Genomic DNA, 25748 nt, shown 5'->3' on the forward strand with positions numbered 1-25748 from the left:
CAACAGGTGTAACGGGATCAACAGGAGTAACAGGATCAACCGGACCAACAGGTGTAACAGGAGTAACGGGATCAACCGGACCAACAGGTGTAACAGGATCAACAGGAGTAACAGGAGCAACAGGATCAACCGGAGCAACAGGTGTAACCGGAGTAACAGGAGCAACCGGATCAACAGGAGCAACCGGATCAACAGGTGTAACCGGAGTAACAGGAGAAACAGGATCAACAGGTGCAACTGGACCAACAGGTGTAACGGGAGCAACTGGAGTCACAGGACCAACAAGTGAAAGTCCACAGCTATTTTTCACAGAAGTTGCAGGCCCAGTTACTGTCGCAGTTAATAGCACTGAAACAACAATAGGTTCATTAAATGTGCCAACCACTATCGGTCAAAATATAAAAGTGGATTTTGCAATATCAGTAGATGTTGTCACAACAGCTAACTCTAACTTTACTTTTCAAGTGAGAACGTATCGAAATGGGACTTTGTTAGATACACGAACAGTACAAAGGAATGTTAACGTTGCAATAACTTCTAGATTTCCAATAGCTTCGACCAATGTAAATACAGCAGCTACTACCGGAGCCACAACTTATGAAGTTAGAATTATATTTACATCAGTAAGTAATGTCAGTTCCGCTAGTGCATTAAATTTAGATATAAACGCAATTCGTTTTTCTTAAGCTACTTTCGAAAAGCTCCCCATTTTCAACGATATGACATGTCCCGTTTATTTTTGCGGAATAGTATTACTTTTTAACTCCAAAAACTATACACTAAACCAAGGTATGAAGACCTGTCCCATATGCGGCCAGGTCTATTTCTTTTAAATACTGAACGGCATGACCAGCTTTCTCAAGAACAGGCCAAGCTTGTAGTGTGAGGCCGAAGATCACAGCAAACAGATATCCCCTCTCACGCTCAAATATGCTGATCGATCCCCGATCCCGTATGCCTATCAGAATGATAGAGTAAACCTGTTCCCAATGGTTTTATACTCGCTGATGGCATACGTACTCGTGACAATTTCCTCCCAACCAATCATCCTGCATCATAAAATCCTTCTTATTTTATTATGTAAAAATACAACTTTAACCTCAGTTTAACAATAACAAGGAAAGAAGTTTTTAAAAACATTAAAATTTCTGAATAGAAAAATGGTATCATTTTAGGTAGAAAGGAGGGGCTGGTGTCTGTGGTCAAAAAGCGGTTCAACTTTTCTCTGCAAACAAAAATTATGGGTTTGATTGCGGTGCTCCTCATGTTTGTGATCGGGGTGCTGACGGTTACGTTTGCTGTTCAGCAAACAAAGGAAGGCCAAAAACAGGCAGAACAGCTCGCGGTCCAGACGGCGCGTACCATTTCGTATATGCCCCCGGTTAAGGAATCCATAAATACAGAAGGCAATAGGATGAAAGAGGCACAAGAGGTCATTGAGCAAATGAAAGAACAGACCGGCGCCTATGCGATTTATGTATTGGATGAAAAAGGAGAAATTAAAACAACTTCAGAAAACAGCGGAAAAACAAGGCTGACCCCTAGCAGAGCGATATTATTCGGGGGATCTCACGTATCCGGAACAAAAGACGATGACCGCAAAGTGATCAGAGGAAGTGCGCCCATTATGCAAGAGCATAAGGGACATAGCCAGATTATTGGCAGTGTGTCTGTTGATTTCTTGCAAAATGAAACCGAACAAGGAATTAAAGATCACTTACGCGATTTAAGCTATATGGCAGTGCTCGTTTTGCTGTTAGGTTTTGGGGGTGCCGCTGCGCTCGCCAAAAGCATCAGAAAGGATACGCTCGGTCTTGAACCTCAGGAAATTGCCTCGCTTTACCGGGAACGGAATGCGATGCTTCGTGCGATTAAGGAAGGAATCATCGCCACCAATCGTGAAGGTGTCGTCACGATGATGAACGTATCGGCAGCCGAGATGCTCAAGCTTCCCGAGCCGGTCATTCATTGTCCTATTGATGATGTGATGCCGGGAGCCGGGCTGATGTCTGTCCTCCATCAAGAAAAGATGCTGCTGAATCAGGAGGTCTGTGTCAATGATCAAGTCTTTATCTTAAATACAAAGATCATGACACAAGGCGGACAAGCATACGGGATTGTTGTGAGCTTTCGGGAAAAAACAGAACTGAAAAAGCTGATTGATGCTCTGACAGAGGTGCGGAAATACTCAGAAGATCTCCGGGCGCAAACACATGAATTTTCAAACAAGCTCTATGCGATATTGGGACTTCTTGAACTTGGTGAGTTTGAAGAGGCGATCGACCTGATTAAAGAAGAATACGCTATCCAAAATGAACAGCACGATATCTTATTCCAAAACATTCATTCACAGCAGGTACAAGCCATTCTATTAGGGAAAATGGGCAAGGCGTCTGAAAAAAAGGTCAAGCTTTTCATTGATGAAAACAGCACGTTAGAACCGCTCCCAGAGCATATCGGTTTATCACATTTGATTACGATTATCGGAAACCTAATTGATAACGCTTTCGAAGCTGTGGCTGATAAGAAAATGCGGCAGGTCTCTTTTTTCATCACGGATATCGGGCATGACATTGTGATAGAAGTGTCCGATACAGGTGACGGGGTGCCGCCTGACAAAATGGATACCGTGTTTCAAAGGGGATACTCTTCAAAGGGGATGAAGAGAGGCTATGGGTTAGCCAATGTTAAGGAATCAGTAAATGAAGTCAACGGATGGGTCGAACTGACAAATCAAAAAAACGGCGGGGCGGTATTTACTGTATTTATACCGAAGGAGAAATAAACAAAGGGGGGAATCCATTTGATTCACATCGTGATTGCGGAGGACGATTTTCGAGTAGCGCAAATTCATGAGAGATTGATTGAACAGCTTGATGGATTCAATATCATAGGCAAAGCGGCCAATGCAAAAGAGACCATGTCGCTTTTGGCCGCCCAAAAGGCGGACCTGCTGCTTTTAGATATTTATATGCCTGATGAACTGGGAACAGCATTACTTCCGGTGATTCGAAGCCGTTTTCCGGCAGTGGATATTATGATCATTACAGCGGCCACAGAAACCCGTCTTCTGCAGGAATCACTTCGGGCGGGTATTTCACATTATCTCATTAAACCTGTAACCGCAGATAAATTCAAACAGGTGCTTTTGCAGTATAAAGAAAAAAGACAGATGCTGCTGTCTCAAACAGAGGTGAGCCAGTCTGTGATTGACTATATTTTCGGGGGAAGCACCAGTGTGAAAGAAGCTGAGCAAGTCAAGGACTTACCCACCGGCATCAGCTCCATTACACTGCGAAAGATAAAAGATACGCTGCGCGATGCACAAGAGGGAATGACGGCTGAAGAGCTGGGAGAAAAAATGGGCGCGTCACGGACAACAGCCCGCCGCTATGCCGAGTATCTGGTCTCTAAGGAAGAAGCGCGCGCTGAACTGGAATACGGCATTATCGGCAGACCCGAAAGAAAATATTATCTGGCAGCGGAATAGGACGGGGAGATATGAAGAAGCTGGGGCTTATGTTCATCGTTAGTCTGATCGTGTTGTCAGGGGATATACGGCACAAAACCGCTCCCCGTTTGCCGGACGGGCCGATTGAAATCGTCGTGCCCGCAGAGCCATCCGGAGGCTGGGATTTAACAGCACAGGCTATCCAGTCTGTGCTCAAGCAAAAAGACATTGTAAGAAACTCCGTTCACATTGTGTATAAGCCCGGAAGCGGCGGTGATAAAGGCTGGAATTACGTGAACACACAGGATAAACCCACCATCAGCATGACATCTAGCTTGATACTAAGCAATTACATTCTCGGCCAAAGCAAACTGAAGCCAGACGATTTCACTCCATTAGCCATTCTCGCAAAAGAATGGCAGACTGTCGCCCTGCCAAAAGGGTCGGCGATACAAAACGGAAAACAGCTGCTGCGCCATATTAAGCAATATCCAGGCGAGGTCAAAATCGGCTTTGCGCCCGGACTTGGAAATGATGATCAGCTATCATTCGTCAGGGCGGCTGAGATGTACGGCATTGACCCCTTTGACATCCAATTTTATCAGTACGACAGCAGCGAAGAACTGATTCAGGGGCTCATCAGCCATGAGATAGAAGCGGCGTCGATGACGGCATCTGAAGCAAAAAAATACTACAAGACCGGCGAGATCACATTAGCGGCGGTGACATCAGAAAAAAGGCTCGCCGGCTTTCGCAGCGTGCCGACTTGGAAAGAGCAAGGCATTCCGTTTGTCTTTTCTCATTGGAGAGGTATCATGGGACCGAAAAACATGTCGGATGAAGAGATTTTATATTGGGATCAGGCGTTAAAAAAAGTCACATCATCAGCTGAATGGAAGCTGAAAATAAAGGAGCAGGACTGGGAAAGCTTTTATTTAAACAGCCGGGAAACGAAACGGTTCTTAGAAGAACAATCAAGGTTCTATAAAGACATCATGAGCGGAGACCAATGAGTATTCTGTAAACTCGCAGAATACTTTTTTTATGATCAAAATGAACAAAAAGGTTATAAAAAATTAAATATATATAAAATTCAAAATATTTACTTTAGTATTTTTTTCTCATAAGATGACAAAAAGGCAAAGCAAAGGGGAGCAGAGCCTTTCGAAATGAAAGCGGATTCATAACTTGGGGGGATACTATGTTAGCAATCTTAGGCTTTTTTATGATGCTTGTGTTTATGGTGCTGATTATGACGAAACGGCTTTCTGTCCTGACGGCATTAGTCTTGACGCCAATTATATTTGCGCTGATTGCCGGGTTTAGATTCAACGCTATCGGTGACATGATGATATCGGGGATTCAGCAGGTGGCGCCCACTGCGGTCATGATTATGTTTGCGATTTTATATTTCGGTATTATGATTGATACAGGATTGTTCGACCCCATGGTCGCGAAAATATTAAATTTGGTCAAAGGCGATCCGTTAAAAATCGTGGTCGGGACTGCGGTGCTGACAATGCTTGTCGCTTTGGACGGAGACGGCTCGACTACCTATATGATTACGACAAGCGCCATGCTTCCGCTTTATTTGCTGCTTGGTATCCGGCCGATTATTTTAGCCGGTATTGCCGGCGTCGGCATGGGGATTATGAATACGATTCCGTGGGGCGGTGCGACACCAAGAGCGGCGAGCGCGCTGGGAGTTGATCCGGCTGAGCTGACGGGACCAATGATTCCTGTTATAGCAAGCGGGATGCTTTGTATGATTGCGGTCGCTTATGGGCTGGGAAAAATGGAAAGAAAACGTCTCGGCGTCATCGAGCTTAAGCAGCCCGCTCATACGAACGAAACGGCAGCCGCAGTAGAGGACGAATGGAAACGGCCGAAGCTTTGGTGGTTTAATTTACTGTTAACGCTTACATTAATAGGGTTTTTAGTTTCCGGAAAAGTGAATTTGACTGTGCTGTTTGTGATCGCGTTTTGTGTCGCCCTGATTGTGAACTATCCGAGGCTTGATCATCAAAGAGAACGCATCTCTGCCCATTCCAGCAATGTGCTCGCAATCGGATCAATGATCTTTGCGGCGGGTGTATTTACCGGAATTTTAACAGGAACAAAAATGGTCGATGAAATGGCGATTTCCCTGGTGTCTATGATCCCTGAACAAATGGGCGGGTTTATTCCGGTGATTGTAGCGTTAACGGGCGGCATATTTACGTTCCTCATGCCAAATGACGCGTATTTCTACGGGGTGCTTCCGATTTTATCCGAAACGGCTGTTGCCTATGGCGTGGATAAAGTTGAAATCGCAAGAGCCTCCATCATCGGGCAGCCTATTCATATGCTCAGCCCGCTGGTTCCGTCTACACATTTGTTAGTCGGCCTTGTCGGCGTATCAATTGATGAGCATCAGAAGTTTGCGATGAAATGGGCCGTTCTCGCTGTCGTCGTGATGACGGTGTGCGCTCTCTTAATCGGCGCGATTTCTATTGTATAAACATAAATTCAATTTAAAAGACGCAGACTAATGGCATTCAATGTTATGACGGAGGTGCCAACAATGAGTGATCCTTATATGCCGCTGTCATCAGTGAGAAGCGGTATGGGGTTTGAAGCGGCAAAGGGCGTGCATGGTCTGACTGTGCAAATTGTGAATGTGTATTTTGTTCAAAATCCGTCGCAGCCTCATGAGTTTGTATTAATAGATGCCGGGATGCCGAAATCAGCCGGCATGATTATAAAAGAAGCGAAACAAAGGTTTGGAGACAATTGTACATGTAAAGCAATTATTCTGACACACGGGCATTTCGATCATATCGGAGCCATTGAGGAGATATTGGAGCAATGGAAAGTCCCGGTTTATGTTCATGAAAAAGAGCTGCCGTATGTGACGGGACAAGAGGATTATCCGCCGGCCCGGCCAGACAGTAAAAGCGGGCTTGTCGCAAAGCTGTCTCCTCTGTTCCCGCGTCACTCCATTAATATCTCTTCCCATGTGCACACACTGCCGGAAGACGGCTCAGTTCCGTTTCTTGAGGAGTGGGAATGGCTGTTTACGCCGGGACACACCCCCGGCCATGTTTCTTTATTTCGTGAATCCGGCCGTGTGCTGCTGGCAGGTGATGCCGTCATCACGGTGGAACAGGAATCATTGGCCGATGTCGTCATCCAAAAGCAGGAGCTTCATGGCCCGCCGGCATATTTTACGATGGACACAGCATTGGCATCCGAGTCGATTCAAAGGCTTGCGAAGCTCGAGCCGGAAGCGCTGCTGACAGGACACGGCATACCGATGACGGGCAGGAACTATCGCCAAGACTTGAGTGCATTGGCAGAACGTTTGTCGGCTATTACGTAAACACCCCCAGCGGGTGTTTTTTTATGCCCAGTTTACCAAAAGATACAAAAAAACAATTTATGTTCCATAACAAAAACGATACAATGAAAAGCATGAATTGTGATATGAAGGAGAGAGTTTGTTGAAAGATCTAGAAATGCTCTGGTACGAAGCGAAAGAATTTATTGCCGTTTGCTATCAGGAATTGGGGAAAAGAGGGGAAGAAGCGAAACAACGTCTTGAGGACATTAAGAACGAGATTGATCAGACGGGAAGTTATGTACATACAAGAGAAGAGCTGGAACACGGGGCAAAGATGGCATGGAGAAACAGCAACCGCTGCATCGGCCGTTTGTTTTGGAACTCGCTGAATGTCATTGACAGGCGGGATGTCCGGACGAAGGAAGAGGTGCGTGACGCATTATTCCAACATATTGAAACCGCAACAAATAACGGGAAAATCAAGCCGACAATTACGATTTTTCCCCCAGAGTGCCAAGGAGAAAAACAGATTGAAATCTGGAACCATCAGTTAATCCGCTATGCCGGATATGAATCCGAAGACGGTAGAATCGGTGACACGGCATCCGCTTCCCTGACGGCTGCATGTGAGAAGCTCGGCTGGCGCGGGGAACGAACCGACTTTGATTTGCTGCCGATCGTCTTCCGCTTGAAGGGTGAGGCGCATCCGGTTTGGTATGAGCTGCCCCGTTCGCTCGTCATAGAGGTGCCGCTCTCGCACCCCGAAATAGAGTCGTTCTCAGATTTAGAGCTGAAGTGGTATGGTGTGCCGATTATTTCGGATATGAAGCTTGAAATCGGCGGCATTCATTACAACGCCGCTCCGTTCAACGGCTGGTACATGGGAACGGAGATCGGAGCAAGGAACCTCGCTGATGAAAAGAGATATGATATGCTGAAAAAAATCGCCTCCATCTTGGGAATTGCCGCTGATTTTAATACCGATCTGTGGAAGGACCAGGCGCTTGTGGAATTGAACAAAGCCGTGCTTTATTCTTACAAAAAACACGGGGTGAGTATTGTCGACCATCATACAGCCGCAAGCCAATTTAAACGGTTTGAAGAACAGGAAGAAGAGGCTGGCAGGAAGCTGACGGGAGATTGGACGTGGCTGATTCCGCCGATATCTCCCGCTTCCACCCATATTTTTCACCGTTGCTATGACAACACGATCGTCAAACCGAATTATTTCTACCAAGATAAGCCTTATCAATAAATGATGGAAAACTTGTGATGGCCTTCAAGGGTGCGCGATTCTGAAACAGAGACGTTTGTGACTTCTGAAAAAGGGCTGCCCTTTTTGACAGCGTTCAGAAAAGGCTTCAAGGATTCTTCGGAACCTTCCGCCAGAATCTCGACCCGGCCGTCATCCCGGTTTTTCACCCAGCCGGCCAACTTGTAGCGATCCGCTTCTGATTGAACAAAGTAGCGAAAACCCACACCTTGGACACGGCCGTCTGCAATGATTCGATATTGGAGCATGTCAAAACCACCTTTTCTTATTATGATAATCGAATGGTTCCTATCACTGCAAAGGATGTGTTTATATGAATTCAACGCGTTTTCCCATTCTTTCTATTAATATCGGCAAACCGCAAATCTATGAATTTGAAGGGGGAAAAGTGGAAACCGGGATTGTGAAGCGCCCGGCAGAGTCGGCTGTCATGCTGTACCGTGAGAATTTTGCAGGAGACGGACAAGCCGACCTGGTCAATCACGGCGGCCGTGATAAAGCGGTTTGTGTATATCCGTCCGAGCATTATCCATATTGGGAGAACGCCCTGGCAAGACGGCTGCCGGAAGCGGCGTTTGGCGAAAACCTGACGGTAAAAGGACTGACGGAGCGGGACGTCTGGATCGGAGATGTGTATCAGCTGGACGAAGCGGTTGTTCAGGTCAGCCAGCCGCGCCAGCCCTGTGTGAAGCTTGCGAAGAAATACGGTGTGAAGGATATGGTGCTTCAAGTTCAGAAAACGGGATATACAGGCTTTTATTTCAGAGTGCTTGAGGAAGGGAACGTTTCGCCGGGTGCTGAGCTGGAATTGCTGTCACGCGGCGCGCAAAAGATTTCAGTCTCGTATGCGAACCAAGTAAAATACCATGACGCAAAAAATCTGACGGCGATTGAAGCGATCCTGCGTGAGGACACACTGTCAGAAAGCTGGAGAACGTCTTTTATCAAGAAACGGGACAGACTGCTGCAAGCTTGACCGCAAAAAAAGCCGGGCACTTAATGTGCGCGGCTTTTAAACGTTAGGATTGTTGGCTTTTTCTCGTTTCAAGCAAGTTGGCAAGAAAATAGGTTTTAAAGCTTTGAAGCTTTCTTCCTTCATAGTGTGTTACACCGTGTTTTTTTAATTCTTCTACATACCAGCCTTTACTGCCATAATGCATGTCAGAAAACTCCTTTCCCATCTCCTGCACAGGAGAGTTTGTTCAGTTTTTTACCAAACTTTTGGCATTGTAACATCTATAAAAAGACGTTGAAAAGGGGTGTTTGGCAAACTGAGTCTTTCGGTCTAGAGGTGTGAAGTTCTCTAACATGTATATGTAAAGGACAAGCGTTTCATGCTTTAATGGCCGGTCAATTTTAAAATAACGATGCCAAGCGTCATAATGCCGAACACGATTCCGATATAGATCAGCATCCCGTTTTTTTTCTTGATTCCAAAAAAGGTCAGGATGATGCTCTCAATGAAAAAAATGATCCCAAAAATAATAAACCACATGCGGGCTGGCTCCTTTCGCAACATCATGTATAGTGTACCATAATGGAAAGCCTTGAGCCTGGGGCGCACATTAAAAATGCCGGGCACTGTACTGTGCCCGGCAGCCTATTATTCTGTATCAACCAGCTTGACAAGAAGCTGGGCCAAACGCTGCTTTTCATCCTCGTCTGCCACTCGCCACAACTCTTGCAGAAGCATTTCTTCTCCGTTTTGCGGCTCCTCGTGTTTGGCGAGATAGTCCCCGAGGATGGCGGCGCTTTTGATGATTTTTCCATCATCTAATCCGAATTTCTTTCCTAGGTCCACTTGTTTTTTCAAATAAGCTTTAAATTCTTCAAAGTCTTTTAAAATGTCCTTTTTATCTGTTCCGTGCATCGCATGCATTTCGTTTTCGATTTGGATTTTTTCTTTATCTCTGTTGATGACTATCCCTCCTTCGCCGATAGTATTGTTTTACCTGTTCTTGAAGGGGATAAACATGCCGGATGTCCAGACCTGTTTTTACAGCATTGTTAAGATAATCGGTTTGTCTTTCGTAATCACGATCGAATGCTCAACTTGGGCGACAAGACTTTTGTCAGGTGTCTTAAAGGTCCAGCCGTCTCCGCTCTCAACAATGGTTTCTGCTTTCGTTGAGATAAACGGTTCGAGCGCAATCACCGTGCCATTTTTGAAAAGGGCGTTATCAAACGGATCATAATAATTCATGATGTGATTCGGCTCTTCATGCAGGCTTTTGCCGATACCGTGGCCGGTCAGAGTTTTAATGACGGTGAAGCCTTGAGAACGGGCTTCATGATATACGGCTCTTCCGATCTGGTTTTGGCGCTTGCCCGCTTTGGCCTGCTGGAGCCCTTTTTGAAAGGCGTCTTCAGCGCATTGGCAAAGCTTATGGAGGCGTTCTTCTCCTTCACCGAGAACAAAGGAAATGCCGGTATCCGAGTAAAAGCCGCCGAATTCAGCGGAGATATCAATGTTAACCAGATCGCCCGCTTTTAAAATGGTCGATGTGCTCGGAATGCCATGAGCCACTTCGTCATTTACACTGATGCATGTCACACCGGGAAAATCATATTCCTTTTCCGGAGCTGACACGGCCCCATGTTCATCAAGCACCGCTTTACCGATCAGGTCAAGATCTTTTGTGCTCATGCCGGGCTCTGCTTTTTTCTTCATTTCTTCTCGTGCCAAGGCAACGATTCTGCCGATTTTTTTAAGGCCTTCTAATTCTTGATCGTTTGTTACAATCATCTTCATTCCCGCTTTCTTTTTACATAATCTCATTTAAGCTTACCACAACTGGTTCAAAAATAGGAAACACGCCGGCCTGATAAATATGAAAGTGATACAGGAAAATTGGTATAGATAACTAGTTATCTTATGTGGTATATTTGAAAAAAAGGGTTAGAGGGGGATGGGTGTTATGCTTCAGTTTTTGCAAAAACTCGGGAAATCATTTATGCTCCCGATTGCGGTGCTGCCCGCAGTCGGGATTATCCTTGCGATAGGGAGAGAGGATTTGTTTAATATCCCATTTGTGTATCAAGCGGGGTCAGCGGTTTTTGCTCATTTGCCGCTTGTTTTTGCGATCGGGATAGCTATCGGCATTGCCAAAGACAGCAATGGAGCGGCGGCCTTATCGGGTGCGATATCCTATGTTATGCTGGATGCCGCGACAAAAGCGATTGATAAAACGAACAACATGGCGGTGTTTGGAGGAATTATCGCTGGTTTAATCGCGGGTTATACGTATAACCGCTTTAAGGATACGAAGCTGCCGGAATACCTTGGGTTTTTCAGCGGAAGGCGTCTTGTTCCAATTGTAACCGCTATCGTGACGGTTATACTGGCAGGAATATTCGGTTTTGTATGGCCTCCGATTCAGTCGGCAATCAATGATTTTGGAGAATGGATGCTTGGACTCGGCGGAATCGGGGCGGGAATATTCGGTGTGTTTAACCGGCTGCTGATTCCGGTGGGGCTGCATCATGTGCTGAATAATATTTTCTGGTTCCAGTTTGGTGAGTTTAATGGAGTCACAGGCGATTTGGCGCGATTTTTTGCCAAGGACCCGACAGCAGGCACATATATGACCGGGTTTTTCCCGATTATGATGTTCGGTCTGCCCGCGGCTTGTTTTGCGATGATTGTAACCGCTAAGCCTGAAAAACGGAAAGCGACGGCAGGCATGATGATTGGATTAGCGCTGACCGCTTTCATTACGGGAATTACAGAGCCGATTGAATTTTCCTTTATGTTTTTATCACCGCTGTTATATGTTGTTCATGCCATATTAACGGGATTGTCCTTATTTATCGTAAATGTTCTTGGAATAAGGTCCGGATTTACTTTTTCTGCCGGAGGCATTGATTATTTGACCAGCTACGGAATAGCGGAAAAACCGCTGCTTCTGCTAGTGGTCGGGTTGTGTTACGCTGTTTTATACTTTGTCGTCTTTTATGTGCTGATCAGGGTATTAAACTTGAAAACACCTGGACGGGAAGATGATGATCCGGATGAAGTGCTGGATGAGGACACAGCAAATTCCGTCAATGACAACCTCATGCTGAGGGGCCTGGGCGGAAAAACGAATCTTCAAACCATCGACCACTGTGCGACAAGGCTTCGGCTGACTGTCAACAGCACGTCTTTGATAGATGAGGCCCTGCTCAAAAAAGCGGGAGCAAAAGGCGTTGTGAAAGCTGGCAGCAACTCGGTGCAAGTTATCATCGGGCCGAATGTGGAATTTGCAGCGGAAGAATTAAAAGCTGCGGTAAAAGATTGATGAAATAAAAAAAGCGGAGAGGGCAGCCTCTCCGCTTTTTTATTTATCTTTATCGTCTGATGAAGTTGTTTCAGATTCATCATGCTTCGTATAATCATAGTCGGACGGGTTCACTTTTTCGAAACCTTTCGGTGTATAGAAACGCAGCAAATCGCCGTTTATGATTTTATCGGACATTTCGAGTTCTTTTTTGACAAGCGAGTCTTCTTTCTTATCGACTTCAGATTCTTCCAGAAGCTCTCCGGTCTTTGTATCATAATATTTACCGGATATTTTCGTGTACTTAGGAGAAATAAAGTCCCCGTTTCGGAACGGAATCACTTCGCGGTGCTCTTTCGATAAGATATCAGAGCCTGACATTAGATAATCCTTCGTATCCACTCCGAGTAAATGAAGAACAGTCGGAGCCACATCGACATCACCGGCGTATTTATGAACTTTCTCACCTTTTACGCCCGCAGCGTGAATAAATAATGGAACCCGCTGAAGCTGAGCATTATCATAATCGGTGATTTCGTCTTTGCCGAGTACTTTTGCCATTGCTGTATTGTGGTTTTCAGAGATGCCGTAATGGTCTCCGTACATCACAATAATGGATTTATCGTACAGACCGTCTTTTTTCAGATCATTAAAGAACTGCTCAATCGACTGGTCAAGGTAATTCGCGGACTGGAAGTAATTGTTGACGACAGAATCGCCAAAGTCTCCGGCCGGGAAGTCTGTATCCTCTTTATCCATTCCGAATGGGAAGTGGTTGGACAGCGTAATGAACTTCGTATAGAACGGTTCTTGTAAGCTTTCCAAAAGCGGCATGGATTCTTTGAAATACGGTTTATCTTTCATACCGTAGTTTTTAATGTTTTCTTCACTCATGTCATAGTAAGCGGAATCGAAAAACTTATCAATGCCTTCCGCTTTGTACATTTCATTCCGGTTCCAGAAGGTTTGCGTATTGCCATGGAAAGCTGCAGACGTGTAGTCTTGAGATTTCAGAATGGCAGGAACCGATTGAAGCGTGTTTTGCGCTTTGTTTACAAATACCGATCCTTGAGACAATGGATACAGAGAGTTTTCCATCATAAACTCTGCATCAGAGGTTTTGCCTTGTCCCGTTTGGTGGAAAAAGTTATCAAAGTAGAACGTTTCGTTATCGTGTGCCAGTTTGTTTAAAAACGGCGTGACTTCCTTGCCGTTAATTTTGTAGTCAATGATAAATGACTGCAGCGATTCTAAAGAAACGTAAATCACATTTTTGCCTTCCGCTTTGCCGAAGTACACATTATTCGGCACGTCGTAGTTGGCTTTCATATAGTTTTCAACGTCCGTTACATCGCTTGAATCCGCAAGTACACGCTGGCTGTTTGATTTCACATTTTGCACGGCGTCATAAATCGTAAAGTTATAGGTTCCCAGATATTTGACGAGATAGTTGCGGTCGAATGATCTTGTCAGCAATTCAGGACGGTCCGATTCAGCCACGGCAAGGTTGATTAAGAAAACCAGCACGGCAGAGGCAAGGACAATGCGGAAAGATTTTTTATTCGACGTTGTTTCGGCAGGCTTATTGATCTTGAGGGCCAAAATAATCAAAATGACCGTATCAATAAAATAGAAAACGTCAGTCGGGCTCATCAGCGAAAAGGCGCTGTCTCCAAGCTGCCCTCCGTTTGTTTTAGCCTGCATAATAACGGGAATGGTAATAAAATCATTAAAGAATCTGTAATACACAATGTTTGCGTACAGTAAAAAAGACATTAAAAAATGAATCACTATAATGGCTGTCTGCTGTAATCTTTTCTTGAATAAGAGTCCAAATCCAAGAAAGAACAGGCTGGAGCTGAGCGGATTCACAAAAAGCAATATTTTTTGGATCATGTTGTCAATTCCCAAATTAAAGTTCAGAACATAAGCGACATACGTTTTGATCCATAAGAGGACGGCGGCAACCAAGAAGAAGGCCAGTCCTTTTTCTTTTATAAATTTTTTCATTGTTACACTCCTTTTTCCCGATCACAGTTCAAGGCGGAACGATAGAAAAAACGAACGTAATTAAATATACCATGAATCCGGCGATTAGAAAAGTGAAAAACGGTTTATGGGTAAAGTGCCGAAAAACACTGTCGAATCAACGGTTATCATAGGTTTTTCCGGCTTTTTTGCGATGTTGTTTATTTGTAAATATGGATGGATATGGGTCGGTATGCACGCATATGGTAAAATAGAAACAATAAATGAAAAAGGAGCGGGATCATGGATTTTGCGCAAATTGTGGCTGAGGATAAAATCAAACGCGCCATTCAAGAAGGAGAATTTCAAAACCTGCCGGGGATGGGAAAGCCGCTTCCAAAGGATGACGCAGCCCACTTGCCGGAATCGCTCAGAATGGGATACCGCATCTTGAAAAATGCCGGAATGGCAGAAGACGAGGGCGCGCTCAAAAAAGAGCTGATGACCATTAACCAGTTGATAGCCAAATGCTATGACGAAGAAGAGCGAAAGCATTTAATCAGAACGAAAACGGAAAAACAGCTCAGGCTCGACAAGCTGATCAGCAAAAAAGACATGTTTGCCAAGCCGGCTTCTGCCTTTTATAAAAGCAAGGTGGATGACAAGCTGGGACGATAGTCATTTCAATCCGTTCCTAAAAAACGCCAAACAACGTTTACTTTCTTCCTATTGTGGTAATGACCCATAAATGAAAAAAAGGGTGATGGGATGGATCAGTTATTGCAATGGGTGGAAAGTGTATCTGACTGGATGTGGGGTCCTCCTCTGATTATATTGCTGACGGGGACAGGACTGTATTTTACGATTTTATTGAAATTTTTTCAGTTTCGTTATCCGTTATATATTTTCAAACAAACGATCGGCAGTGTAGGAAAAGAGCCGAAGGGAGAGGGGACGGTCACGCCGCTGCAGGCATTGACGTCGGCTCTAAGCTCGACTATCGGGGCCGCTAATATTGTCGGTGTGCCGGCAGCCATTATGTTCGGCGGACCGGGAGCAGTCTTTTGGATGTGGCTGATCGCGCTGTTTGCCATGGCGATTAAGTTTTCGGAAAGCGTGCTTGCCGTTCATTACAGAGAAAAAAATGAACAGGGCGAATTTGTCGGGGGACCGATGTATTACATAACAAAAGGGTTAAAGATGAAATGGCTTGGCGTCTTCTTTTCAGTTGCACTTATTGTGGAGTTGATTCCAAGCATTATGGTACAGGGGAATTCCGTTTCTTCATCGCTTGCCTTAACCTTTTCCTTCAATGAATGGGCTGTAGGCATTGTCATGGCTGTTATTGTTGGATTTGTCGTGCTTGGCGGGATTACAAGAATCGGGAAAGTGACGGAGTGGTTCGTTCCGCTGATGGCTGGAATTTACATAGGAGCGGGCGTATGGATTATGGTAACGAACGGCTCGAGTATTCCTGCATTTTTTTCACTGGTATTTTCTGACGCGTTTCAGCCTTCTGCCGCTGTCGGCGGTTTTGGCGGCGCCGCATTGGCGGAAACGATCCGCTGGGGTTTCGCCCGGGGGCTTTATTCCAACGAAGCGGGAATGGGAACAGCTCCGATTGCCCACGCCGCGGCGATGACCGATCATCCTGTCAGACAGGGTTTCTGGTCGATTATCGGAATTGTCATTGATACACTGATCATTTGTACGGTGACAGCGTTTGTCGTGGTGTCGTCAGGGGTATGGACGAAAGAGAATGCAGCGTCTGATCCTTCTTCTTTGACAGCAGCAGCCTTTGAACATTATTTCGGCGCTTTTGGCGGGTATTTGGTTGCCGTATCTCTTGTATTCTTTGTGGTCTCAACAATATTGGTTGTGATTTTTTACGGAGCCAAACAGGCAGAATTTTTATTCGGCTTAAAAGCAGGCCCCGTGATGAAGGCTGTTTATTTAGCAGCCATCATTGTGGGTGCAGTCGGCGGCGCGAAGCTGATTTGGGGTTTTCTTGATCTTGCGCTGTGCGGCATTCTTCTGCCTAATATTATCGCGTTGCTTCTATTAAGTAGGAAAGTCCGCGCCTTATTTGACGAATTCTTTCAATCCGAACAGTTTTATTTACGGGATATAAAAAAAACAAAATCATCTGAGAAAGTCGTAAAGTCCTGATATTCAGGGCTTTTTTTGTGTGTAAAGGTCTTTTGGCACGATTCTGGTATGAAAGCGCTATAAAAAGTTGTTGACTACATGTATATACAAGAATACAATAGATTCATAACATGTATATACAAGTTTATCAATAGAAATGAAAACGGTTACGGAGGGGTTGGCATGGGTGAGCTTACTAGATCTGTACAGCAGATTGTCGATGCTGTCGGCGGAAGAGAAAATATAGCAGCGGCGACTCATTGTGTTACACGTTTACGGTTTGCGTTACTGGATGATAGCAAGGTTGATCAAGAGGTGCTTGATCAAATTGATGTGGTAAAGGGATCTTTTTCAACAAACGGCCAGTTTCAGGTGGTCATCGGCCAGGGAACAGTCAATAAAGTATATGCGGAACTGGTGAAGGAAACGGGAATCGGTGAGTCGTCAAAGGATGAGGTAAAGAAAGCTTCAGAAAAAAACATGAATCCTTTGCAGCGTGCTGTGAAAACGCTTGCTGATATTTTTATCCCGATTTTGCCTGCGATTGTTACAGCGGGTTTGCTAATGGGGATTAACAACATTTTAACCGCTCAGGGCATTTTCTTCAGCTCCAAATCAATTGTTCAAGTCTATCCGCAGTGGGCGGACCTAGCAAATATGATCAACTTGATTGCGGGAACGGCCTTTACCTTTCTGCCTGCTTTAATCGGCTGGTCGGCGGTGAAGCGATTTGGGGGAAATCCTCTGCTCGGTATTGTGCTTGGCGTAATGCTTGTACATCCGGATTTGTTAAACGCGTGGGGCTACGGTGCGGCAGAGCAAAGCGGCGAGATTCCGGTCTGGAATTTATTCGGCCTAGAGGTGCAAAAGGTCGGCTATCAAGGCCAAGTGCTTCCGATCCTGCTTGCGTCCTATTTATTGGCGAAGCTGGAGCTGTTTTTAACAAAACGCACGCCTGAGGGCATACAGCTATTGGTGGTAGCGCCGATCACTCTGCTTGTCATCGGATTTGCTTCCTTTATCATTATTGGACCGATTACTTTTGCGATCGGCAACGTATTGACATCAGGACTCATTGCGATTTTCGGATCATTCTCCGCGCTTGGCGGTCTGTTGTATGGCGGGTTATACTCGGCTCTTGTTATTACAGGAATGCATCACACGTTCTTAGCAGTCGATCTTCAGCTGATCGGTTCCAAGCTCGGCGGCACGTTCTTATGGCCGATGCTTGCGCTTTCGAATATCGCACAAGGCTCAGCTGCGTTAGCGATGATGTTTATCGTAAAGGATGAGAAACAAAAAGGACTTTCTTTAACCTCGGGAATTTCTGCCTATCTCGGCATTACGGAGCCGGCGATATTCGGGGTGAACCTCCGTTACAGATTTCCGTTTATCATCGCCATGATCAGCTCAGGGCTGGCCGGCATGTACATTTCTACACAAGGTGTATTGGCAAGTTCAGTCGGCGTCGGCGGCGTGCCGGGGATCTTCTCCATCATGAGCCAGTACTGGGGCGCGTTTGCGATCGGAATGGCGATTGTGCTGATCGTGCCGTTTGCGGGCACATACGCCTACGCAAGATTGAAGCGAAAATAATAATAGAACGGGAGCGGGACGCATATACAGCAGTCCCTTTTCCCCTTTCAATAGAAAAAAATAGTGGTGGTGCTGAATATGAAAACAACGCAACGGCCATGGTGGAAAAAAGCCGTGGTTTATCAAATTTATCCGAAAAGCTTTAACGATACGACAGGAAACGGCATTGGCGATTTGAATGGTGTGATAGAAAAGCTTGATTATTTGAAGGAGCTTTCTGTTGATGTCATATGGCTGACGCCTGTTTATGACTCTCCGCAGTATGATAACGGCTATGATATAAGGGATTATTACAGCATTTATAAGGACTACGGTACAATGGAAGATTTTGAACGCTTATTAGATGAAGCGCACAATAGAGGCATCAAGGTTGTGATGGATCTTGTTGTGAACCATACCTCAGTTGAGCATCAATGGTTTAAGGACGCCGCTTCTTCAAAGGATTCTCCGTACCGTAATTTTTATATTTGGAAGGACCCGAGGGAAGACGGCTCGGCTCCGACTAATTGGGAATCGAAATTCGGGGGCTCCGCATGGAAATTTGACGCTTTTAGCGGGCAGTATTATTTGCACTTGTTTGATGTGACGCAGGCTGACCTGAACTGGGAAAATGAAGAAGTCAGAAAGCATGTATATGACATGATGCATTTTTGGTTTCAAAAGGGCATTGACGGCTTTCGGCTCGATGTCATCAATTTGATTTCCAAAGATCGGCGTTTTCCTGATGCAGAGGACGGTAGCGATGGGCGTTCGTTTTACACTGACGGACCTCGGGCGCACGAATATCTTCATGAAATGAACATAGAAGTGTTTTCCCATTATGACAGCATGACCGTCGGGGAGATGTCTTCTACATCGGTTGATCATTGCGTCCGGTATACAAATCCGGCAAGCAAAGAGCTTGATATGACATTCAACTTTCACCATTTAAAAGTAGACTATCCGAATGGAGAAAAATGGGCGCTGGCTCCGTTTGATTTTCTGAAATTGAAGGAGATTTTGTCGGCTTGGCAGACGGAAATGCATGCCGGCGGAGGCTGGAACGCTTTGTTTTGGTGTAATCACGACCAGCCGCGAATTGTCTCCAGATACGGAGATGACGGAATGTATCGGGAAAAGTCAGCAAAAATGCTGGCAACCGCGATTCATATGATGCAGGGCACTCCGTACATTTATCAAGGTGAGGAATTTGGCATGACCAATCCGAAGTTTCAGCAAATAAGCTCTTACCGGGATGTGGAATCGCTGAATATGTACCGTCTTATGAAGAAAAATGGTGTGGCGGAAGAGGAGATTCTGGCAATACTGAGAGAGAAATCCCGTGATAATTCCAGAACCCCTGTGCAGTGGAACAGCGAGGCGAATGCGGGTTTTACAACCGGGACGCCATGGATACCGGTTGCAGACAATTACCGGGAGATCAACGCCGAAGCCGCGCGCAAGGACAAAAACTCGATTTTTCACCATTACAAAAAACTGATCCAGATCAGAAAAGAATATGATATTGTCACCGATGGGAAGTACGAACTGATTGACAAAGATGATCCGAACATTTTTGCGTATGTAAGGCACGGTGAGAATGAAAAATTGCTCGTCATCAATAACTTTTATGGCACGGAGGCGGTTTTTACACGTCCTGAGCAGTTTGAGCTTGAACAATGGACGTATATGGTGCTTCTCACAAACGACGAAGAAGTGAGGGAAGGATGCCCGAAACAGCTTACGCTCCGCCCATATGAATCCATCGTTTATCATCTGACAAAACCGTGCTAAACTATTCTGGGTGGTAATAAATGAAAGCAAATAAATATATTTCGATTTATAAAGACATCGCACAGCACATTGAATGGGAAAAATGGAAGGCGGAGGAGACTCTCCCGTCTGAAAATGACCTGTCCGTACAATACGATACATCCAGAGAAACCGTCCGCAAGGCGCTCAACATGCTTGCGCAAAACGGTTATATTCAGAAGATCAAAGGCAAAGGCTCGGTCATTCTGAACAGGGAAAAAATGCAATTTCCCGTCTCAGGCCTTGTCAGTTTCAAAGAACTTGCGCAGACGCTTGGCAAGGAAACCGAAACAACCGTTCATAAATTCGGACTGATTCTTCCCCCAGATCTGATTCAAAAGCAGCTTCAGGCACTGCCGGATGAAGATGTATGGGAAGTGATCAGATCGAGAAAGATTGACGGCGAGCACGTCATCTTGGACAAGGATTACTTCTACAGAAAACATGTCCCGCATCTGACAAAGGAAATTTGCGAAGACTCGATTTACGAATATATTGAAGGGGAGCTTGGTCTTACGATCAGCTACGCGCAAAAAGAAATCGTCGCAGAGCCGTGCACAGATGAAGACAGGGACTATCTTGATCTGTACGGATATGATCATATGGTGGTCGTAAAAAACTACGTCTTCTTAGAGGACACAACCCTTTTTCAATATACGGAAAGCAGACACCGTCTGGATAAATTCCGCTTTGTAGATTTCGCGAGACGGGGAAAATAAAGCGCGGCTGCCTTTGGCAGACCGCGTTTTTGTATCTGATTGGTATCAAAATTGATACTATCCAACAAAAATGTGCGTACTTTTACTTTTTAAAATAATGGCTACAATAGAAATCAGATTAACCAAAAGGAGAGGTGCTGACATGGCAGATTTAAAAACACAAATTATTGATGCATACAAATTCAGACACGCGACGAAGGAATTTGATCCTGCTAAAAAAATATCAGAAAGTGATTTTGAATTTATTTTAGAAACAGGCAGACTGTCTCCAAGCTCGCTCGGTCTTGAGCCTTGGAAATTCGTAGTCGTGCAAGATCCGGCATTGCGTGAAAAGCTTCGCGAATATACATGGGGCGCGCAAAAGCAATTGCCGACGGCAAGCCACTTTGTGCTGATCCTCGCGCGTACGGCAAAGGATATCACATTTGATTCCGATTACGTGAAACAGCATTTAAAAGAAGTGAAACAAATGCCGGAAGAAATGTATGAAGGATACTTAAAAAAGACAGAGGAATTCCAGAAACATGATTTTCATTTGTTAGAAAGCGACAGAGCCATATTTGACTGGGCTTCAAAACAAACATATATTGCGCTTGGCAACATGATGACCGCTGCCGCGCAAATCGGAATCGATTCCTGCCCTGTCGAAGGATTCAATTACGACGAGATCCACCGTATTCTTGAGGAAGAAGGGTTACTTGAAAACGGAAGCTTCGACATCTCCGTTATGGCGGCATTCGGCTACCGTGTCAGAGAACCTCGTCCGAAAACAAGATCGGCTGTTGAAGATGTTGTGAAGTGGGTGTAAAAAAAGCTGCTCGTTATGAGCAGCTCTTTTTTTATGCTTGATCCGCTTTATTCTGCTTTCTCCGCTGATACAGATACAGAGCGGTGCCGAGTGCGCTGAGCAAAAATCCGGCTAACAGAATGGAGTACATAGAGGTGGCGGTGTCAGGCAGTAAGCCGCCGCCCGGCGTGTCATCTCCTGAACCTCCTGTTGTGTCTGTCGGTTCGGTGCCTGGCGGTGTTTGCGTGTCACTGCCATCATTCGGCTGTTTTCCGTCATTGCCGCCGCCATCATTGCCGTGGTTCCCATCTGACGGGTTATCGGCTGGAAAATCAGGCGGTGTGCCGTCAGCTCCGGCGTTTAAGACGGTGTATTCACTAAAGTGATTCGTATATCCGGTGACAACGTCATGCCGAACGGAGCCATTGTCTGTTTTTGTGAATAGTTTCTTTTTCCGGTCAATATAGTAGACCGCGGGATTTTTCGCTTTTTTCATATCATTGATCCGAAGGGACAGCTGAACCGGTTCCTTGAAGGTGTTAACGTCTTTTCCGTTTTGCTCAATGCTGAAATCGTACACATTTGTCAGTGCAGCGTCCATATCTTCTGTCGATTCGATCCCGATTGCGGCCTCGGCTGATTCGATGTTGGAAAGCGGAAGCTTCATGCCGAACCAATGGTTAAATATCGTGACAGTCGGATCGGTTTTCCGTGCTTTTAACAAATCTATTTGATTTTTCGTCAGCTTGAGATTGATTTTGTTTGCAGTGCCTTCGTCCTTTTCAAAGTAGACCATCGCCTTGTTTGCGTTGTTTGCATAAACGGAAAACAATTCATCATTGTCAAGCGTCCAGCTGCCATCTTTTTGCTTTGTCGGCAGGTAGACTTCCTTGACGCGGTTTTCGATTTTCGGAGAAACTTTTTCTTCTTTTTCAAGCTGTTCCGTGAAAATCTCATAATCAACATAGCCTAAGTCTTCTCCGCGGGAAGCCTTTGTAAAGACGGAATACCCATCACCGCCCGCTCCGACGAAATTATTTGTCGCTACACGGTAGGTGCGTTCCTCGTTTAGATTCTCTGTGCTTCCGTCGCCATTTACCATTTTGACATCAATCACGCGTTTTCCCGGCTCATTTTGTAACGTGAAAGTATATTCAATGCCGGCCACATGAGGGAAAGCACCGCCTCCGTCTTCCACGCCGCTCAAGCCTTGCTCGAGGGCTTCTTTAATTTGTTTTCCTGTTAAGTCTGCGACATAAAGGGTATTGCCGAACGGCATGACGTTCAGAACTTCTCCGAGTGTGATTTTGCCCTTATCAATGCCCGCTCTGATGCCGCCGCCATTTGTGATGGCGATTTGTGCGCCCGCTGATTCTCTCGCTTTTGCCAGCATGCCGTCAGCGATAAAGTTACCGAGATTGGTTTCCTTCGTTCGCACATGTTCACGCTGTCCGTCGAGCGGCACGTCGGTATAGCCGACTTTTTCATTTTTTACGTCTTCTAACTCGTTTTTGAACTTGCTGAGCTGTTTTTTTGCATCTGGGTCTTCTTTAATGGTTTCATCGATCGGAAGAGCTTTGAGATTTGATTTGTCTGTCTGAACGATTCCGTCTTTATCAAACGCAAGATCTACCCGGCCTAAATACTGGCCATATTCCTTAGCTTGCGCCACGATTGTCGGTTCTTCGTTGTCCACAACCTCCATCTTGTCAACGAGCGTATGAGAATGTCCGCCGACAATCAAGTCGATGCCTTTTACTTTTTTGGCCAGCTCAAGATCACGATTATGCCCGATATGGGTCAGGGCGATAATTTTGTTGACCTTCTCTTTGTCCTGAATTTCCTTCACTGTGTTTTGCGCTGTTTCAAAGGCATCATTAAAAACAATGCTTTTTCCCGGACTGGATGTTGTCGAGGTATCTTCTGTCGTGAGTCCGAATACGGCGACTTTTTCGCCGTCAACGTCAAGCAAAATATATGGGTGGATGCCTGCTTCCTTCTTTTCTCCCGCGGTGAATGTCTGCGGATCTTTCATGAATGGCTTCAGTTTAGGCTCTTTGGAGACATCCACATTGGCACTGACGATCGGAAACTCAGGCGCTTTGAATTGATAGTGGTTCGCCGGGTCGACGGCTGTGCTGTTTCCGCTGAGAAAATCAGCAAGCACTTTCGGGCCTTTGTCAAATTCATGGTTCCCAAAAGTCATCGCGTCATATCCCATCTTATTCATGAATTGAAGGTCAGCGAGCCCGTTCCATTTTGTGAAATAAAGATCGCCGGAAAACACATCTCCCGCGTCAAGCAGAAGATTGTGATCTGTTTCGTTACGCACCTCGTTTACTTTCGTCATCCGTCTTGCTGCATCATCGAGGTGGGCGTGCGTGTCATTGGTATGCATAACCGTTAGATTCCATATGTCATCATCCGGCGGATTTGTCACCGGATCATCATCAAACTGCAGCTTGTACAATCCATAGCCCTCATTAGATGATTCGCCCAGATACGCAACGTCATCAGCTTCTTCTGCGAACGGTTTAGCAAGCAGAGAGGACTCAAACGTAAGGTTCGTTCCTGCTACAGGGGCGATGGACCAGTTGTTATCCGCTTTTGGATTGATCTTTTTCTGATCAAGAATGTAATTCATCAGCACCTGTCTGTTTTCATCAGCTGATGCATACACAATTTTATCATTGGACAAATGAGGAAAGCCTCCGCCGCCCGAAGCCCGGTAATTGTTTGTGACGACAAGAAACTCTTGATCGGCGTCTATCGGTTTTCCTTCGTAGGAAAGATTGATGATTCGGCCGGAATCGGAATTGATCATTTTGCCGTTTGCGTTAAATTTAGCAGGTTTTGTGACATCAACTTGGTAGGTGACGCCGTCAATCACATCAAAATTGTAAGAACGGAAGCTGTCATTCAGCAAAGCCTGATTCCCGCCTTTATTTGGTGTGATCTGATTGAATTGGCCTGCGGACATTTCCAGCCAATCCTTAACCTCGCTTCCGGTCAGTTTTACGATTTGCACGGTATTGTCATACAGATACAAATCACCTACGTTTTTAATTGCCAGATCGCCTGCTGCGATGTTGGTGTAATAATTGGACCCGTTTCGCCCGCCTGCTTTAAAGGGCGCTCCTGCCGACAAAATCGGGAGGTCTTTATATTTTGAATCCTTCATGACATCCTGCGCATACCATTTCTGCGCGTCTGTCACGATTTGGATGGATGGGTCGTCTTTCACCTGTGCAAAAAAGCTATTGATATCAGCTTCCGTTTGCCCGACCGGTTTTCTGACATACTCCAGCGTGTTTTCATGTGTTTGCTTAATTGTGTTTGTTACCGTTTCATCTCTGCTTGTGACTGTACCTGCAATCGGTTCGATGCTGCCTTTGGAATCAGCGACCCGCCATGAGCCGTCCGATTGCTCCAGATTAAGATCAATGACGCCTAAATACTTGCCCCAGTTGCTCGGCATCACAACCGGAATGCCATTAATCGTGCCTTTTTCAACATCGAACTTGTCGATTCCGGCATACTCTGCATCAGGAAAGAGTCCGTGCTGGTGGCCGGAGACGATGGCGTCAATGCCGTCTGTTTTTGTAGCAAGGTCGAATACCGCATTTTCCGCTCTGGTTGACTGTGCTTGTTTTTCAATACCGGTATGGGCGAGGGCGATAATGACATCTGCGCCTTCCGCCTTCATTTGCGGAATCGTTTCATTGGCCGATTCGACAATATCCTGAACTTGGACGTTTCCTTCCAGATGTTTTTTATCCCATGTCATGATTTGCGGCGGAACAAAGCCGATATAGCCGACTTTAATGCGCTGCTCGTTTCCGTTTTCATCTGTTACGGTTTTTTCATCAATCACATACGGCGTAAAGCGATGCTTGCCGCTGAGTGTTTTGACATTGGCGTTTACAATCGGAAAACCGGCGCCTTTTATCGTGCCGTCCAAAAAGTCGAGGCCGTAATTGAACTCATGGTTGCCGAGTGTGCCGGCGTCATAATCCAAGTGGTTCATGACATCAATAATCGGGTGGGTTTTTGCGCCCGAGATAATGTCGTCTTTTTCGTATTTCACCGCATACTCGCCAAGCGGATTCCCCTGAATTAAGTCTCCGTTATCAACGAGAAGGGTGTTTGGGTTTTCTTTGCGGTGCTTTGCGATTAATTCAGCTGTTCTTGCGAGGCCGAATTCCGCTGTTTCTTTGTCGCTGTAGTAATCATAATCCATCATGTGGGCATGAATGTCCGTTGTCGCTAAAATACTAAGATTCACATGAGGATCGGCGTTTTCTTCTGCTCGAATGGGTGATGCTGGGAGGATTAGACTAAGTATCATAATTGAGGATAGCAGAATACGGAGAATCGTTTTGTTATTGCCTCGGCTTTTCTGTATTCCCACCTGTTCTCCACCTTTCAACCAAA

General features: G+C 45.5%; 21 protein-coding genes and 1 pseudogene. 15 read left to right on the forward strand and 7 right to left on the reverse strand.

Annotated elements, in window-relative coordinates:
• The 7 genes and pseudogenes from AXI57_RS08140 to nosA all read left to right on the forward strand — a co-directional run.
• On the forward strand, positions 1-686 hold a 686-nt coding region (locus AXI57_RS08140; protein WP_162267642.1), incomplete at its 5' end, for a collagen-like triple helix repeat-containing protein.
• Positions 687-1198: 512 nt separating this feature from the next.
• Positions 1199-2856, forward strand: a pseudogene (locus AXI57_RS08150) (sensor histidine kinase).
• On the forward strand, positions 2804-3490 hold the full coding sequence (locus AXI57_RS08155; RefSeq protein ID WP_061669766.1) for a response regulator: 687 nt from the start codon (positions 2804-2806) through the stop codon (positions 3488-3490). The pseudogene AXI57_RS08150 and the gene AXI57_RS08155 overlap by 53 nt, the downstream one beginning before the upstream one ends.
• Before the next feature lie 11 nt (positions 3491-3501).
• The gene (locus AXI57_RS08160) at positions 3502-4464 is read left to right on the forward strand and encodes a tripartite tricarboxylate transporter substrate binding protein (RefSeq protein ID WP_061669768.1); all 963 of its coding nucleotides are present in this window, start codon (positions 3502-3504) and stop codon (positions 4462-4464) included.
• A gap of 188 nt (positions 4465-4652) precedes the next feature.
• A complete protein-coding gene (locus tag AXI57_RS08165; RefSeq protein WP_061669769.1) occupies positions 4653-5951 on the forward strand; it encodes an Mg(2+)/citrate complex secondary transporter CitM in 1299 nt (432 codons plus the stop codon).
• 63 nt (positions 5952-6014) lie between these two features.
• The gene (locus AXI57_RS08170; protein WP_061669771.1) at positions 6015-6812 is read left to right on the forward strand and encodes an MBL fold metallo-hydrolase; all 798 of its coding nucleotides are present in this window, start codon (positions 6015-6017) and stop codon (positions 6810-6812) included.
• 136 nt (positions 6813-6948) lie between these two features.
• Positions 6949-8028 carry a nitric oxide synthase gene (gene nosA / locus AXI57_RS08175; RefSeq protein WP_371845869.1) on the forward strand — a complete coding sequence of 360 codons (1080 nt, stop codon included), beginning with the start codon at positions 6949-6951 and terminating at the stop codon, positions 8026-8028.
• Here the strand turns inward: nosA and AXI57_RS08180 are convergent.
• Positions 8022-8294, reverse strand: coding sequence for an acylphosphatase (locus AXI57_RS08180; RefSeq protein ID WP_003328622.1), 273 nt, complete (start codon positions 8292-8294; stop codon positions 8022-8024). The genes nosA and AXI57_RS08180 overlap by 7 nt on opposite strands.
• 65 nt (positions 8295-8359) lie before the next feature.
• Between AXI57_RS08180 and AXI57_RS08185 the strand changes: the two genes are divergently transcribed.
• On the forward strand, positions 8360-9022 hold the full coding sequence (locus tag AXI57_RS08185) for an MOSC domain-containing protein (RefSeq protein ID WP_061669774.1): 663 nt from the start codon (positions 8360-8362) through the stop codon (positions 9020-9022).
• Between the two features lie 43 nt (positions 9023-9065).
• Here the strand turns inward: AXI57_RS08185 and AXI57_RS20760 are convergent, their stop codons facing one another.
• The 4 genes from AXI57_RS20760 to map form a co-directional block, all read right to left on the reverse strand.
• Entirely contained in the window at positions 9066-9206 is a 141-nt protein-coding gene (locus AXI57_RS20760) for a YflJ family protein (protein ID WP_003328624.1), read from the reverse strand.
• A gap of 179 nt (positions 9207-9385) precedes the next feature.
• Entirely contained in the window at positions 9386-9541 is a 156-nt protein-coding gene (locus AXI57_RS21320) for a hypothetical protein (protein WP_141292193.1), read from the reverse strand.
• 108 nt (positions 9542-9649) lie between these two features.
• A complete protein-coding gene (locus tag AXI57_RS08190; RefSeq protein WP_034718078.1) occupies positions 9650-9964 on the reverse strand; it encodes a DUF3243 domain-containing protein in 315 nt (104 codons plus the stop codon).
• Between the two features lie 78 nt (positions 9965-10042).
• Positions 10043-10792, reverse strand: coding sequence for a type I methionyl aminopeptidase (gene map, locus AXI57_RS08195; RefSeq protein ID WP_061669776.1), 750 nt, complete (start codon positions 10790-10792; stop codon positions 10043-10045).
• A gap of 172 nt (positions 10793-10964) precedes the next feature.
• Here map and nagE point away from each other — a divergent pair, with 172 nt between their 5' ends.
• A complete protein-coding gene (gene nagE / locus AXI57_RS08200) occupies positions 10965-12326 on the forward strand; it encodes an N-acetylglucosamine-specific PTS transporter subunit IIBC (protein WP_003328629.1) in 1362 nt (453 codons plus the stop codon).
• Between the two features lie 39 nt (positions 12327-12365).
• Here nagE and ltaS read toward each other — a convergent pair whose 3' ends face one another.
• Complete coding sequence (ltaS, locus tag AXI57_RS08205; RefSeq protein WP_061669778.1) at positions 12366-14315, reverse strand: lipoteichoic acid synthase; 1950 nt, start codon at positions 14313-14315, stop codon at positions 12366-12368.
• 261 nt (positions 14316-14576) lie between these two features.
• Here ltaS and AXI57_RS08210 point away from each other — a divergent pair, with 261 nt between their 5' ends.
• The 6 genes from AXI57_RS08210 (at position 14577) to AXI57_RS08235 (ending at position 21335) form a co-directional block, all read left to right on the forward strand.
• Complete coding sequence (locus tag AXI57_RS08210; RefSeq protein WP_061669780.1) at positions 14577-14951, forward strand: DnaJ family domain-containing protein; 375 nt, start codon at positions 14577-14579, stop codon at positions 14949-14951.
• Positions 14952-15041: 90 nt separating this feature from the next.
• Complete coding sequence (locus AXI57_RS08215; protein WP_061669782.1) at positions 15042-16442, forward strand: alanine/glycine:cation symporter family protein; 1401 nt, start codon at positions 15042-15044, stop codon at positions 16440-16442.
• Positions 16443-16604: 162 nt separating this feature from the next.
• On the forward strand, positions 16605-18017 hold the full coding sequence (gene treP / locus AXI57_RS08220) for a PTS system trehalose-specific EIIBC component (protein WP_061669783.1): 1413 nt from the start codon (positions 16605-16607) through the stop codon (positions 18015-18017).
• Between the two features lie 78 nt (positions 18018-18095).
• Positions 18096-19790 (forward strand): alpha,alpha-phosphotrehalase, encoded by a 1695-nt coding sequence (gene treC / locus AXI57_RS08225; RefSeq protein ID WP_061669784.1) that lies wholly within the window; start codon positions 18096-18098, stop codon positions 19788-19790.
• 20 nt (positions 19791-19810) lie between these two features.
• Positions 19811-20527: a trehalose operon repressor gene (gene treR, locus AXI57_RS08230; protein ID WP_003328635.1), complete on the forward strand. Its 717-nt coding sequence runs from the start codon at positions 19811-19813 to the stop codon at positions 20525-20527.
• Positions 20528-20669: 142 nt separating this feature from the next.
• The gene (locus AXI57_RS08235) at positions 20670-21335 is read left to right on the forward strand and encodes an NAD(P)H-dependent oxidoreductase (RefSeq protein WP_010787938.1); all 666 of its coding nucleotides are present in this window, start codon (positions 20670-20672) and stop codon (positions 21333-21335) included.
• Positions 21336-21366: 31 nt separating this feature from the next.
• On the opposite strand, the gene AXI57_RS08240 is transcribed toward AXI57_RS08235, so the two are convergent.
• Positions 21367-25725 (reverse strand): multifunctional 2',3'-cyclic-nucleotide 2'-phosphodiesterase/3'-nucleotidase/5'-nucleotidase, encoded by a 4359-nt coding sequence (locus tag AXI57_RS08240; protein WP_061669785.1) that lies wholly within the window; start codon positions 25723-25725, stop codon positions 21367-21369.
• Positions 25726-25748: the final 23 nt, after the last annotated feature.

It is taken from the genome of Bacillus atrophaeus, from assembly GCF_001584335.1.
In the GTDB taxonomy this organism is placed as follows: Bacteria; Bacillota; Bacilli; order Bacillales; family Bacillaceae; genus Bacillus; species Bacillus atrophaeus.

Coding starts and splice junctions, on each gene's coding strand:
- AXI57_RS08160 (WP_061669768.1), top strand. CDS start 3,502: ATGAAGAAGCTGGGGCTTATGTTCATCGTTAGTCTGATCGTGTTGTCA.
- AXI57_RS08165 (WP_061669769.1), top strand. CDS start 4,653: ATGTTAGCAATCTTAGGCTTTTTTATGATGCTTGTGTTTATGGTGCTG.
- AXI57_RS08170 (WP_061669771.1), top strand. CDS start 6,015: ATGAGTGATCCTTATATGCCGCTGTCATCAGTGAGAAGCGGTATGGGG.
- nosA (WP_371845869.1), top strand. CDS start 6,949: ATGCTCTGGTACGAAGCGAAAGAATTTATTGCCGTTTGCTATCAGGAA.
- AXI57_RS08180 (WP_003328622.1), bottom strand. CDS start 8,294: ATGCTCCAATATCGAATCATTGCAGACGGCCGTGTCCAAGGTGTGGGT.
- AXI57_RS08185 (WP_061669774.1), top strand. CDS start 8,360: ATGAATTCAACGCGTTTTCCCATTCTTTCTATTAATATCGGCAAACCG.
- AXI57_RS20760 (WP_003328624.1), bottom strand. CDS start 9,206: ATGCATTATGGCAGTAAAGGCTGGTATGTAGAAGAATTAAAAAAACAC.
- AXI57_RS21320 (WP_141292193.1), bottom strand. CDS start 9,541: ATGTGGTTTATTATTTTTGGGATCATTTTTTTCATTGAGAGCATCATC.
- map (WP_061669776.1), bottom strand. CDS start 10,792: ATGATTGTAACAAACGATCAAGAATTAGAAGGCCTTAAAAAAATCGGC.
- nagE (WP_003328629.1), top strand. CDS start 10,965: ATGCTTCAGTTTTTGCAAAAACTCGGGAAATCATTTATGCTCCCGATT.
- ltaS (WP_061669778.1), bottom strand. CDS start 14,315: ATGAAAAAATTTATAAAAGAAAAAGGACTGGCCTTCTTCTTGGTTGCC.
- AXI57_RS08210 (WP_061669780.1), top strand. CDS start 14,577: ATGGATTTTGCGCAAATTGTGGCTGAGGATAAAATCAAACGCGCCATT.
- AXI57_RS08215 (WP_061669782.1), top strand. CDS start 15,042: ATGGATCAGTTATTGCAATGGGTGGAAAGTGTATCTGACTGGATGTGG.
- treP (WP_061669783.1), top strand. CDS start 16,605: ATGGGTGAGCTTACTAGATCTGTACAGCAGATTGTCGATGCTGTCGGC.
- treC (WP_061669784.1), top strand. CDS start 18,096: ATGAAAACAACGCAACGGCCATGGTGGAAAAAAGCCGTGGTTTATCAA.
- treR (WP_003328635.1), top strand. CDS start 19,811: ATGAAAGCAAATAAATATATTTCGATTTATAAAGACATCGCACAGCAC.
- AXI57_RS08235 (WP_010787938.1), top strand. CDS start 20,670: ATGGCAGATTTAAAAACACAAATTATTGATGCATACAAATTCAGACAC.